This is a genomic window from Imperialibacter roseus, from assembly GCF_032999765.1.
Classification (GTDB): Bacteria; Bacteroidota; Bacteroidia; order Cytophagales; family Cyclobacteriaceae; genus Imperialibacter; species Imperialibacter roseus.
The window spans coordinates 866,264-879,856 of sequence record NZ_CP136051.1; the positions used below are offsets into that span (position 1 = coordinate 866,264).

A 13,593-nucleotide genomic window follows, 5' to 3' on the forward strand; every position below is an offset into this window, starting at 1 on the left:
TATGAGTATACTATGAGTTTGCGGTTTCCTTTTTTGCGGTTATTGCTCCTCTATGGAAAAGCTGCAAAACATTACGTTAAGGCATCTTTACTTCAACGATGAGAAGTATATAGGCATTCAATTTTACCCTCACAAAGTGGTGCAGGCACTGATAAAGGAGCTTCCCGAGCCGAAATGGAGCAAAGAGCACAATATGGTGTGTATTAAGAATACCCCGCAAAACCTCACTGCTATCTTTAATAAGTTCAAGGGGGTGGCGTGGGTTAATTGTAGTTACTTTTTTAAAAACCGGCCGATCAATACCTACGGGGAAGGGAATGGGGATGTCAGTTGGCTTGAGAAAAGGAAACTAGCGCCTGACTATCGAGCGTGTCCGCCAGAGTACCTGCAAAAGCTGTCGATAAAAAAGTATTCAGCCAGCACGATCCGCACCTATGTTAGCTATTTCGAGAAGTTCATCAATTACTATAAGGAGGATGAGCTGGGAAACTTGAATGAGCAACATATCAGGAGATTTCTCGAAACGATTGTAAAGGACAGAGGCTCCAACTCAGCCCTGAATCAGGCAGTGAATGCTATTAAATTCTATTATGAGATTGTGTTGGATATGCCCAACAGGTTTTATGACATTGATCGTCCGAGAAAGGAACACAAATTGCCCAAAGTGCTGGCAAAAGATGAAGTGTTGGCCATCATTGCTAACACCACCAATATCAAGCATCGGTGTATTCTAGAGTTGCTGTACTCAGCTGGGCTGCGAAGAAGTGAGCTTCTCAATCTGAAGGTGAGTGATATAGACAGCCATCGGATGCTGGTTCGTGTGGAAGGAGCGAAAGGCAATAAAGACAGATTTACACTATTGTCGTCGACTGTGCTGGCAGATTTGCGCAGGTACGTTGCAAAGTACAAGCCTCAAAATTACTTGTTTGAGGGCCCAGCCTGTTCAAAATACACAGGGAGTAGCCTGGAACATATTCTGCACGGAGCGGCTAAAAGGGCTGGCATTCTACAAAAAGTTACGCCGCACATGCTACGGCACAGCTTTGCCACACATTTGCTTGAAAATGGCACTGACCTACGAAATATTCAGATATTACTTGGGCATAATTCGTTGAAAACTACTGAGATCTATACTCATGTGGCTAACAATGCTTTTTCTTCCATCAAAAATCCGTTAGATTAACAAAAAACATAATGTATATATACCAAACTCTGGGTTTACCCAGGTGTTAGAGCCAATATGCGTTACGTACAATGAGGTGTTCCGTCTTTATTCTTATACTCGTAGTTTTCGGATGCCACAGGCGGGCCTACACTCCCTACAACTTTCTAGATAATCAAAAGCGAAAGCAACCCTTTCAAGTCCTCGCTGCAAATGCTGCATCAACAGTTTCTGGACAGCTGAAGCCACTTGACATCGTCGACGTAAACGATCTGATTACTTTGAAGTCCGGGCATATGATTCTAGTGCACAATTCCGGCAAATTCATAGAGTTTAAAGGCGACACCACTATTTCTGTGAGGAATCTGGACGATCACCTCAAACTCAAGTATAATCTCGAAAGTCATCGGTTGAGACCTGACATTAGCCTACTACTCGCCACCAACCGCCTGCCATATAGAGTAATGGATGGGATATACACACAAACGCTCTATATTAACAATATTGGAGGGCCGGGGATTGATATCGCCGAACCCGAGGATTTCTGTTTGACATGGACAGCTTTTGGCAAATATCATTCCCAATATGAAATCATATTGACGAATGTTTTTGGTGAGCAAATAGACACAATCTACACGGTGGACACCGTTGTAAAAATGAACCTGCTTAAGTATCGTGATAAGATGATTATTGCAGAGGTAATAGTTCCTAACGATTCAATGTATCAATCTCCCCAACAAGGATTTAGACTAGCCGGGAAAAGGCAATTTCTATTTCCAAATCAGTGTGACGTGTCTACTCCAATTCAAGCTCTTGAGAAGGCTTATCATATGGATACTCACTACTATCTGGTTGATCAGGCGCAAAACTACTTTGAGCTCGCTGCAGACCTTTCAGACGAGCCAATCTACGACGAACTCTTGGCTAACTACAGATCGAGGCGGGGGAAGTAAATGGCTCTAACAAGGGGCTAAAAGTGAATGTCGGCCTCAGTTGTTATCATTCGTTCGGCGGTTTGGATTGTCCGCCACAAAGTATAAATTTATAAATGGCGTGGCTAAATGCCAGTGCAAGCGGAGCTGCATAACACTCCCACACTCACTTTAGCCGGGCGTTGTAGCCAATTGGGATTTTCTTACTTTGGGCGCATGTGAGATCGAAGCCTTTGCTGTCTTCAACTAGCTGAAAAAAAAGCTCTCGTTTCAAGCCGCTCGGTAAACTGGTTCGGTGCAAACATACAACCCCTCATCCTGATCACGCCCACACCGCCATCGCTTTGCCCCCCTCTCTGGTCAATTCCTCCCGTCTCGGCCAGCGCACTTCGTAGGTGTAAATGACAGGTCTAAGGCCGTGACACCCCCCGCCCTGTTTTTCGCCCACGCCGCTTGCGCACATTCCCCTTACACTGGCGATTCACGCCCACACGGCCATCGCACCTGCAGTGAACAGTCAGTCTGCAAGGCCGCTGGACAACTACAACCCAAGGACGGCTGTCTTGCTGGTGGCGCTGCAAGACAATGAAAAAGGCTACAACAAGGGCCTAAAAATGAATGTGGGCTGTTCAGGTAAGTTGAGTGTAGCTGGCTTGGATTCTCCGCCACAAAAGTTAATTTTATCATCGGCGTGGCTAAGATGGATTGGAAGCGGAGCTGCATTAAATTCCCACACTCATTTTAGGCAGGCGTTGTAGCCAATTGGGATTTTCTTACTTTGGGCGCATGTGAGATCGAAGCCTTTGCTGTCTTCAACTAGCTGAAAAAAAAGCTCTCGTTTCAAGCCGCTCGGTAAACTGGTTCGGTGCAAACATACAACCCCTCATCCTGATCACGCCCACACCGCCATCGCTTTGCCCCCCTCTCTGGTCAATTCCTCCCGTCTCGGCCAGCGCACTTCGTAGGTGTAAATGACAGGTCTAAGGCCGTGACACCCCCCGCCCTGTTTTTCGCCCACGCCGCTTGCGCACATTCCCCTTACACTGGCGATTCACGCCCACACGGCCATCGCACCTGCAGTGAACAGTCAGTCTGCAAGGCCGCTGGACAACTACAACCCAAGGACGGCTGTCTTGCTGGTGGCGCTGCAAGACAATGAAAAAGGCTACAACAAGGGCCTAAAAATGAATGTGGGCTGTTCAGGTAAGTTGAGTGTAGCTGGCTTGGATTCTCCGCCACAAAAGTTAATTTTATCATCGGCGTGGCTAAGATGGATTGGAAGCGGAGCTGCATTAAATTCCCACACTCATTTTAGGCAGGCGTTATGCACAAAACCTTTCAGAACGTAGATGTATAGGGAACTGGAATATAAAAAGATCGCATCCGTATCTGCCATCGTTCTTATTTTCGATTTGTTTATCAACTTTCGAGACCCATTCGGACAAGCACTAACTGACTTTATCTTTGACCTAATTGCCATCAATACCTTCTTTTTTTTGTTCCTCTGGCTGAAAAACGTGATGCTTTTTATTGGCTTTTTACTTTTTCTAGTGGCTTTCAATTTTGGACTAGTGGACAGTCCGTTGTTTGGACAAGACACTGGATCAGATAATCTAGATTTTATAGCAATTCTTCTCGATTTGAGGCTAATTGCCTACATAACCCTCATGATAGGACTGTTTGCGGACAGATACATTGGCGCCAAGTTGAAACTGACACTAGGATCAATGCTGTTGATAACCTTTGCCGGAACCGCTGTTTTCCAAATTCTGATCAGAATCTACTGATACATAGGAGCAGACGGAATTAAAAGTGCATAACACAGGGCTAACAATGAATGGCGGCTTCATCGGTTTTCAATCATTTGCTGGCTTGGAATCTCCGCCACAAAGCTTAATTTTATCGGCGTGGCTAGCTGCGAGCGGCAAGGAAAGTGCATATAATTCCGCCACTCATGTTAGCCGGTCGTTAGCTTTAATTGCAGGTACGCAAAAACTGATCTCATTTGGAGGGCTTTGCATTATCACCAGACGGAAAAGTGCCCAGAAAAATGGCCGCTCAGTATGGTCGAGAGTTTACTCTTGCTGAACGAGTTAAATATAAAATTTTCGGTATCGGATTTTTCAAGCCGATAGAAGGTCAGCCAAACGTTCTGAGCAGATGGTTCGAAATAAGGAGCTTTACGATAAGGCCTCACCTAGACCAACTGACCGGAGGACTCATTTTCAGGCTGACTGGATCCAAGACAATGGATGCGCTTGCCATCAGATACGATGAAATCATACAAATTCAGGTAACTAGAGAGCCAGACAAGGTTTCGCCGATCACATTTTCACCTTTTTGGTTTCTGCTTCAACTGGGATTCAAGCCTCAACAGGTTAGATGGTTTACCATTGGTCGAAGACTTGAATTTCAATTCGGAAGCATCCAAGTGACAATAGTGCTCAACGGAAACGACCCAATCCAGTTAGTATGGGACGCTAGACACGAACCTTCTGTCAGACAATTCATTGGTAGCGGGTTCCTGGCTGACAAGCTGGATGAAAAAAAAGCTAACACAGGGCTATAGCGAATGGGGCCCTCAGTGGTGAACAGGCGGCGGCTGGCTTGGATTGTCCGCCACAAAGTATAATTTTATAATCGGCGTGGCTAGTGCAGGTGGGCAGCGAAGTGCATAAGATAACCCCACTCGCCATAGCCAGGCGTTGTAGCCAATTGGGATTTTCTTACTTTGGGCGCATGTGAGATCGAAGCCTTTGCTGTCTTCAACTAGCTGAAAAAAAAGCTCTCGTTTCAAGCCGCTCGGTAAACTGGTTCGGTGCAAACATACAACCCCTCATCCTGATCACGCCCACACCGCCATCGCTTTGCCCCCCTCTCTGGTCAATTCCTCCCGTCTCGGCCAGCGCACTTCGTAGGTGTAAATGACAGGTCTAAGGCCGTGACACCCCCCGCCCTGTTTTTCGCCCACGCCGCTTGCGCACATTCCCCTTACACTGGCGATTCACGCCCACACGGCCATCGCACCTGCAGTGAACAGTCAGTCTGCAAGGCCGCTGGACAACTACAACCCAAGGACGGCTGTCTTGCTGGTGGCGCTGCAAGACAATGAAAAAGGCTACAACAAGGGCCTAAAAATGAATGTGGGCTGTTCAGGTAAGTTGAGTGTAGCTGGCTTGGATTCTCCGCCACAAAAGTTAATTTTATCATCGGCGTGGCTAAGATGGATTGGAAGCGGAGCTGCATTAAATTCCCACACTCATTTTAGGCAGGCGTTATGAGCCAATGCTGCCAAACTTTTCAATATGGGAACTTGGGGAACTGCAATAAAAGATAGCGATGCTTTTGCAGACGTGTATAGTGAATTTTTTGAACTGTACAATGCAGGCGGCGATCCTAAGACTATCTCAAAAAAGATCATAGAAGACAATTGGGAAATCTTAGAAATCGAAGAGGAGAAACATAGCCTTTGGTTTGCAATTGCTTTGGCACAATGGGAAACAAAGTCGCTTGATGAAGATATTTTAAGGAAAGTTGAGACGATTGTTACGTCTGGTGCTGACTTAAGTATTTGGAGACATTTGGGTGCATCAGAACCCGACCTTACGAGACGAAAAGTTGCTCTCAAAAAATTCCTTGACAAAATCCAAACGGAACGACCAAAGGCAAAGCCGAGAAAAAAACTAAAGCTGAATACCGCCGTCTTCTCAACTGGAGAATGCTTGGTATTTAAGATGCGGAATGGCAATTATGGAGGAGCTGTGGTATTAGCAACTGACGCAGATCCAGAGACGCCCTATAACTTAGTGGCGACAACCAGAATTAATAAAAGAGAGTTGCCTAGCCTAGATGACTTTGAAAAAGCAGAAGTACTTTTGCTAAATTTTGGAAACTGGACGGACAAACCCGACGTAGTCTGGTACATGCCAGATCTCTATTTCAAAGAATATTCAAGCTTGTACGAATCTATTGGTAAAATAGACATAGAGGCTCAATATAAAGTAAGTGATAGAATCGGACTGAGTTACCTATTCAAGCCTTCGTACACGACAGGATGGAATATGAGCTATGATGCTGAGAAGCAATTTGAATCCGAGTTGACAAAGCCTAAACCAACGCAGCAACTGACAATTAAGCAATTAATAAAGGGAGAACGGACTTCCAAAAAGTGGTGGGATTTTCTAAAGAAAGGCTCATAACACAACAGTAAAGTGAATGTGGGCTTCAGCGGATGCCATAGGGCAGGTGGCTTGGATTGCCCGCCACAATTTATAATTTTAACATCGCCGTGGCTAAGTGCTAGTAGAAGCGGAGCTGCATAAAACTCCCACACTCACTTTACTGAGGCGTTAGCTGTAATGACTGCATGGCGTATGAAGTATTTGCTATTGGTTGCTTTTTTGCTGTCAACAATTTGGGCTCATGGTCAAACCAAAGATCCAGAAAAGTGGTGCAAAGATTTTCTCGACAACTACGGCCTTTCTGCAAAGGAAAGTAAGAATGACTTGGATAGGTATGACATCGGCCCAATACTCTTGCGCACCCCTCACAGCAACGTTTTTGGAATCATCGGAGCCAACTTCCGGCGGATTCAGGTAAACCTTTTTTCGGTCACTAAAAGCAACAAGAATACCAACGAATACTTGGTGACCGGAGTAACCAAGGTTGGCAGTAATGTCAACGAATTTACTGGCACTATTGCTCTTCGAACGGCGAGATACTATGAGCCAAACAGGTTTGACATGCCATACAAGAGTCCAATTTCGCCGGATACGATCGGAGTAGCATTCTTTGATTATTTGTTCAATGAAAGTCGAAAAGATGACCATTCAGGGTTCTTCAAAGGAATTTTGGCGGTTAGCTTCTATATATTGGACGGTCAAATCCAATATAACGATTTAAGAAAGGGTGCAGATGAATTCACAAACAATGAGTACGTCGGAACTTGGACAGGCTACGCAACATCCAATACACTAGTCTGCAATTGGGGTGACTATCGTATTCCAAACGTGATCGGGTTTGACTGTGGCGCCGGCGAGTTTGCCCCCTGCGACCAATATGAGAAATTTGGGTGGCAGGATTACCGAGCTTCGAAGGACTGGTGGGCGAATTAAAAACAGCTAACACAAACCTATCATGCATGGGGGACTCGGCTGTATGGAAGCGGTGGTTCGCTTGGATTGTCCGCCACAAAGTATAAATTTATCAATTGAGTGGCTAAGTGCTAGAGGGAGCTGGACTGCAATAAAAGCCCCCACGCACGATAGCTAGTCGTTGTAGCCAATTGGGATTTTCTTACGTTGGACGCATGTGAGATCGCAGCCTTTGCTGTCTTCAACTGGCCGAAAAATGCTCTCGTTTCAAGCCGCTCGGTAAACGACTTCTGTGCCATCATACAACCCCTCACCCTGATCACGCCCAATCAGCCAACGCTTTGCGCCCCTCCCTGATGGATTCCTCCCGACTCGGCCAGCGCACTCCGTGGGTGTAAATGACAAGTTTAAGGCCGCAACACCCCCCGCTCTGTTTTTCGCCCACGCCGCTTGCGCACGAACCCCTTACACTGGCAATTCACGCCCGCACGGCCAGCGCACCTACAGTGAACAGTCAGTCTGCAAGGCCGCTGGATAACTGCAACCCAAGGACGGCTGTCTTGCTGATGGCGCTGCCAGACAATGAAAAAGGCTACAACACAGGTGTATAGCGAATGCCTAAGCTGCATAATCGAAGCGGTGGTAGGAGTACTGCCGTTTCGCTCGCCAAGCAGGGGAGGACTATGGAAAAGTCGCTGGTTCCAGGTTAAACTCAATGGTTGAACCCTGCCTTTGCGGTTTCGAGCGAATCGGCTATCTTTCTGCTATTAGAAACTGTGTGAGGCACTCGCCATACACAGACGTTGTAGCCAATTGGGATTTTCTTACTTTGGGCGCATGTGAGATCGAAGCCTTTGCTGTCTTCAACTAGCTGAAAAAAAAGCTCTCGTTTCAAGCCGCTCGGTAAACTGGTTCGGTGCAAACATACAACCCCTCATCCTGATCACGCCCACACCGCCATCGCTTTGCCCCCCTCTCTGGTCAATTCCTCCCGTCTCGGCCAGCGCACTTCGTAGGTGTAAATGACAGGTCTAAGGCCGTGACACCCCCCGCCCTGTTTTTCGCCCACGCCGCTTGCGCACATTCCCCTTACACTGGCGATTCACGCCCACACGGCCATCGCACCTGCAGTGAACAGTCAGTCTGCAAGGCCGCTGGACAACTACAACCCAAGGACGGCTGTCTTGCTGGTGGCGCTGCAAGACAATGAAAAAGGCTACAACAAGGGCCTAAAAATGAATGTGGGCTGTTCAGGTAAGTTGAGTGTAGCTGGCTTGGATTCTCCGCCACAAAAGTTAATTTTATCATCGGCGTGGCTAAGATGGATTGGAAGCGGAGCTGCATTAAATTCCCACACTCATTTTAGGCAGGCGTTATGCTGAATAGTGCATCATATAATTCGACAACGACTTGATCAGAATTTTAACTTTATCTTTTCTTCTTGCACTTGTATTTGATGCTAGTGCTCAGGTCAAAATTACAGGGAAAGTTTATGACATTAGCGATAAGGAGTTGCTTCCTGGTGTAACGGTCAAGGAACTCAATACTAACAACGGAACTAATACAAATCTAGAAGGGGAATTCACTTTACAGGTTCAGGACTTACCCACGACTTTAGAGTTTTCCTTTATTGGAATGGTACCTAAAAAAATCACTATCGAAAACAGTGATGAATTAACAGTAGAGATGGTAGCAGATTGTTATAAAGATTCATTTGATCATCAATTAATTGGTTTTGACCTCAATAGTGGGATAATTAATAACCCATACGGAGGACAGCTATTGCTTACTTTTCCCGCATTCTTAAGATCGACAACTTTTAAAACAGGCATTGGATACCAGACGAATTTTGATGATAATGAAAATTTAACTGCCCATTTCACAATAGATCATATAGTTTTCAAATGCGACTATGAATTAGACGTTAAATTTAACTACTAGCAGATCAATATTGGGGATCAACTAAATTTCATATCTCGGGCTGTAGAAACGCATTTTGTAATAGATAAGTATTACGCCAAAATTAATTATATCAAGATTATTGCAGGAGCTACCAATTTTGAATACCGCATCAACCAAAATCAGGATTTCAAAACTTTTTTTGCTCCCATAATTGGAGTTGGTTTCATCTTAGGAGAATGGACTCGATTACACTTAGATGCTAAAGTGAGTCCTAATAAAAACAACACGATTTACGACATATTACTAAGCCGAAATTTCAAATTCATTAATACAAATATACATTTTCAGAAAATGAAAAATTATACTGAGATATCTTTGGGCATAGGAACTAAGATTGGTTATCGCCTCAGAAAAAGATGAGACTCAGCATAACACGCTGTATAAATCATGGCTGTTCAGCAGGTTATTGTTACTTCAGCTCTTCGTAGATAGTCCGTCAATCCGCAGGATTGACTTATTGGTGTAAAATAATTTAATAAGCCAATCCTACGGATTGCCTCGGTAGTTAACGCAAATTTTTATACTTTTAATCAGCCACGAATTTATACAGTGGCGTTAGGCTCAATATGACTTGCTATGTCGAAATATCCAGACGTAAAAGATCCAAACCTAGTCGGAACCTACCCGCCGGTGGTGAAAGCCGGTGGAGGATTTGTCTGGGATGACGTGCTAGAGTACCGGGTTTGGTGCCATCCTCATGACGGAGCGCCAGACCTTTACGATGGCGACGACTATTATTACGCATTCGGCAGTTTCGAGGAAGCCTTTGAGTTTTCTCAAAATAACGCAGGCTGCGAAGAACCACTTGCTCTGATTCTTCAAACTGAGCATATTAACGAACCTGAACCTGGCCTTTACGTCCTCGTCCAGACGGAACGATTGACGGAATGGCCAGCGCATTTTTTAAGTCGACCTCGCAGGACGAAGGAACTGATCGATAGATTCTTTTCTGCTGACCCTGGCCCAAACAAACTGGACATCTTGAGAGGTCTGGTCGAATAAAAAATGAGCCTAACACGTGCCTATCATGCATGGGGGGCTGTGTTGCAATCAAGCGGCGGCTGGCTTGGAATCTCCGCCACATATTATAATTTTATCAGCTGAGTGGCTAAGTGCTAGCGGAGTGTGAACTGCATTAAAAAACCCCCACGCACGATAGCCGGTCGTTATCAGCAAAGACTTACTAGACGTAAAAAAAGTTGGGCTTCTTCTCATCTTCGGAATTGTGGCAGGACTCATAGGCTACCTGAGCTTCGAAGAACTGCTGTACTCTGAGTATTGGCTGCAACGGAAAATCAACAGCTACTCATGTATCGAGCCGTTGCTGGACGTACCAAAGGGAACTGCTCAATTGAAGTATAAATTTTTGAAGGATGATGAAATTGACCTTGAGGTTTCTATTAATGACGCTGGATATGTATTTCTATCGACCGGAACCTGGCATTCGGACTCTCCAGCAGCCAAGAGTTTCAACTTCAGAACCGACCCTGAAATAACTCAAAAGATTATAGACGACTTCAGGTCTCGTTATTCCGAAGCCGAGCTCAACTCATATGACGACCACTTAAATGCCTCTTACTATACATTGGAATTCACCGATTTACTGGCCGACGCAGAATTGTCGGTCGGATTTTATAACTACATACCCAGTGCAGAATTCCTAGAGCTGACCTCGGAGCTTGTGACATTGGGAAACGCTGTCATGGAAGACTTTTAAAAGCTGATAACACAGCGGTAAAAATGAATGTGGGCTTCAGTGGTTGACATAGGTCAGTTGGCTTGGATTGCCCGCCACAATTTATAATTTTATCATCGGCGTGGCTAAGATGTATTGGAAGCGGAGCTGCATAAAACTCCCACACTCATTTTACCGAGGCGTTACCTAGCATATGTTGGATCGCACGTACATTTTCGTGGTTTACCTGTTAGTGTCAAGCTTCTCAGGTTTTGCTCAGGACAGTAGCTCTGAATTAGTGGCCGGATTCAGTGCAAAATGTAGCGAGCCGATTAGCTCGGATGCCAAAACGCCAGAATTCCGACTGATCAAGTATCATACGGCCCGATCTACAACTATCCTGAGGTTCGATGTAGCGGCAAATTGCGGACAAATCAACAGAGGGACTCTCGTTGTGAGTGCAGATACTCTTATAATAGCAGACACAGACCTTAGTTTGGCGACGGACTTGGTCACTATGGAACTGGACAGCTCTGGCAACCAATTGGAGGTAACAACCACGACTTATGATGCGAACTATACATTTTGTGACTGTATCATTAGCTTTGCCTATGAGCTTTCGACCCCTTTGGCAGACCTAAGCTTCCTGAGATTTCATGGACGGACGTTTCAACTTACCCGAACTGAGTAAAGCTAGGTAACACAGGCCTAAAAATGAATGTGGGCTTTATCGGTTTTCAAGCATTTGCTGGCTTGGAATCTCCGCCACAAAAGTTAATTTTATTCATCGGCGTGGCTAAGTGCAAGTGGAATGGGAGCTGCGTAAAACTCCCCCACTCATTTTAGGCAGGCGTTAGCTGTAATGACTGCATGGCGTATGAAGTATTTGCTATTGGTTGCTTTTTTGCTGTCAACAATTTGGGCTCATGGTCAAACCAAAGATCCAGAAAAGTGGTGCAAAGATTTTCTCGACAACTACGGCCTTTCTGCAAAGGAAAGTAAGAATGACTTGGATAGGTATGACATCGGCCCAATACTCTTGCGCACCCCTCACAGCAACGTTTTTGGAATCATCGGAGCCAACTTCCGGCGGATTCAGGTAAACCTTTTTTCGGTCACTAAAAGCAACAAGAATACCAACGAATACTTGGTGACCGGAGTAACCAAGGTTGGCAGTAATGTCAACGAATTTACTGGCACTATTGCTCTTCGAACGGCGAGATACTATGAGCCAAACAGGTTTGACATGCCATACAAGAGTCCAATTTCGCCGGATACGATCGGAGTAGCATTCTTTGATTATTTGTTCAATGAAAGTCGAAAAGATGACCATTCAGGGTTCTTCAAAGGAATTTTGGCGGTTAGCTTCTATATATTGGACGGTCAAATCCAATATAACGATTTAAGAAAGGGTGCAGATGAATTCACAAACAATGAGTACGTCGGAACTTGGACAGGCTACGCAACATCCAATACACTAGTCTGCAATTGGGGTGACTATCGTATTCCAAACGTGATCGGGTTTGACTGTGGCGCCGGCGAGTTTGCCCCCTGCGACCAATATGAGAAATTTGGGTGGCAGGATTACCGAGCTTCGAAGGACTGGTGGGCGAATTAAAAACAGCTAACACAAACCTATCATGCATGGGGGACTCGGCTGTATGGAAGCGGTGGTTCGCTTGGATTGTCCGCCACAAAGTATAAATTTATCAATTGAGTGGCTAAGTGCTAGAGGGAGCTGGACTGCAATAAAAGCCCCCACGCACGATAGCTAGTCGTTAGAGCCAATATGCGTTACGTACAATGAGGTGTTCCGTCTTTATTCTTATACTCGTAGTTTTCGGATGCCACAGGCGGGCCTACACTCCCTACAACTTTCTAGATAATCAAAAGCGAAAGCAACCCTTTCAAGTCCTCGCTGCAAATGCTGCATCAACAGTTTCTGGACAGCTGAAGCCACTTGACATCGTCGACGTAAACGATCTGATTACTTTGAAGTCCGGGCATATGATTCTAGTGCACAATTCCGGCAAATTCATAGAGTTTAAAGGCGACACCACTATTTCTGTGAGGAATCTGGACGATCACCTCAAACTCAAGTATAATCTCGAAAGTCATCGGTTGAGACCTGACATTAGCCTACTACTCGCCACCAACCGCCTGCCATATAGAGTAATGGATGGGATATACACACAAACGCTCTATATTAACAATATTGGAGGGCCGGGGATTGATATCGCCGAACCCGAGGATTTCTGTTTGACATGGACAGCTTTTGGCAAATATCATTCCCAATATGAAATCATATTGACGAATGTTTTTGGTGAGCAAATAGACACAATCTACACGGTGGACACCGTTGTAAAAATGAACCTGCTTAAGTATCGTGATAAGATGATTATTGCAGAGGTAATAGTTCCTAACGATTCAATGTATCAATCTCCCCAACAAGGATTTAGACTAGCCGGGAAAAGGCAATTTCTATTTCCAAATCAGTGTGACGTGTCTACTCCAATTCAAGCTCTTGAGAAGGCTTATCATATGGATACTCACTACTATCTGGTTGATCAGGCGCAAAACTACTTTGAGCTCGCTGCAGACCTTTCAGACGAGCCAATCTACGACGAACTCTTGGCTAACTACAGATCGAGGCGGGGGAAGTAAATGGCTCTAACAAGGGGCTAAAAGTGAATGTCGGCCTCAGTTGTTATCATTCGTTCGGCGGTTTGGATTGTCCGCCACAAAGTATAAATTTATAAATGGCGTGGC

Annotated in this window: 13 protein-coding genes; all 13 read left to right on the forward strand. The window is 45.3% G+C overall.

What is annotated here, in order from left to right; all coding sequences use genetic code 11:
• The first annotated feature begins 52 nt into the window (after positions 1–52).
• The 13 genes from xerA to RT717_RS03735 all read left to right on the forward strand — a co-directional run bounded on the left by xerA (position 53) and on the right by RT717_RS03735 (position 13,488).
• Complete coding sequence (xerA, locus tag RT717_RS03675; protein ID WP_317490384.1) at positions 53–1,183, forward strand: site-specific tyrosine recombinase/integron integrase; 1,131 nt, start codon at positions 53–55, stop codon at positions 1,181–1,183.
• A gap of 71 nt (positions 1,184–1,254) precedes the next feature.
• The gene (locus RT717_RS03680) at positions 1,255–2,115 is read left to right on the forward strand and encodes a hypothetical protein (protein ID WP_317490385.1); all 861 of its coding nucleotides are present in this window, start codon (positions 1,255–1,257) and stop codon (positions 2,113–2,115) included.
• A gap of 1,328 nt (positions 2,116–3,443) precedes the next feature.
• Positions 3,444–3,881, forward strand: a complete 438-nt coding sequence (locus RT717_RS03685) for a hypothetical protein (protein ID WP_317490386.1) — start codon at positions 3,444–3,446, stop codon at positions 3,879–3,881.
• Between the two features lie 218 nt (positions 3,882–4,099).
• On the forward strand, positions 4,100–4,663 hold the full coding sequence (locus RT717_RS03690; protein WP_317490387.1) for a hypothetical protein: 564 nt from the start codon (positions 4,100–4,102) through the stop codon (positions 4,661–4,663).
• Positions 4,664–5,399: 736 nt separating this feature from the next.
• Entirely contained in the window at positions 5,400–6,293 is an 894-nt protein-coding gene (locus RT717_RS03695; RefSeq protein WP_317490388.1) for a hypothetical protein, read from the forward strand.
• Between the two features lie 174 nt (positions 6,294–6,467).
• Positions 6,468–7,208, forward strand: a complete 741-nt coding sequence (locus tag RT717_RS03700; RefSeq protein WP_317490389.1) for a hypothetical protein — start codon at positions 6,468–6,470, stop codon at positions 7,206–7,208.
• Between the two features lie 377 nt (positions 7,209–7,585).
• Positions 7,586–7,798, forward strand: coding sequence for a hypothetical protein (locus tag RT717_RS03705; RefSeq protein WP_317490390.1), 213 nt, complete (start codon positions 7,586–7,588; stop codon positions 7,796–7,798).
• Positions 7,799–8,597: 799 nt separating this feature from the next.
• Complete coding sequence (locus RT717_RS03710; RefSeq protein WP_317490391.1) at positions 8,598–9,128, forward strand: carboxypeptidase-like regulatory domain-containing protein; 531 nt, start codon at positions 8,598–8,600, stop codon at positions 9,126–9,128.
• 597 nt (positions 9,129–9,725) lie between these two features.
• Entirely contained in the window at positions 9,726–10,151 is a 426-nt protein-coding gene (locus tag RT717_RS03715; RefSeq protein ID WP_317490392.1) for a hypothetical protein, read from the forward strand.
• A 223-nt stretch (positions 10,152–10,374) separates the two neighbouring features.
• Entirely contained in the window at positions 10,375–10,866 is a 492-nt protein-coding gene (locus RT717_RS03720) for a hypothetical protein (RefSeq protein ID WP_317490393.1), read from the forward strand.
• A 172-nt stretch (positions 10,867–11,038) separates the two neighbouring features.
• Complete coding sequence (locus RT717_RS03725; protein ID WP_317490394.1) at positions 11,039–11,515, forward strand: hypothetical protein; 477 nt, start codon at positions 11,039–11,041, stop codon at positions 11,513–11,515.
• A 186-nt stretch (positions 11,516–11,701) separates the two neighbouring features.
• On the forward strand, positions 11,702–12,442 hold the full coding sequence (locus tag RT717_RS03730) for a hypothetical protein (RefSeq protein WP_317490389.1): 741 nt from the start codon (positions 11,702–11,704) through the stop codon (positions 12,440–12,442).
• A gap of 185 nt (positions 12,443–12,627) precedes the next feature.
• Positions 12,628–13,488: a hypothetical protein gene (locus RT717_RS03735; protein ID WP_317490385.1), complete on the forward strand. Its 861-nt coding sequence runs from the start codon at positions 12,628–12,630 to the stop codon at positions 13,486–13,488.
• The last annotated feature ends 105 nt before the right edge of the window (positions 13,489–13,593 follow it).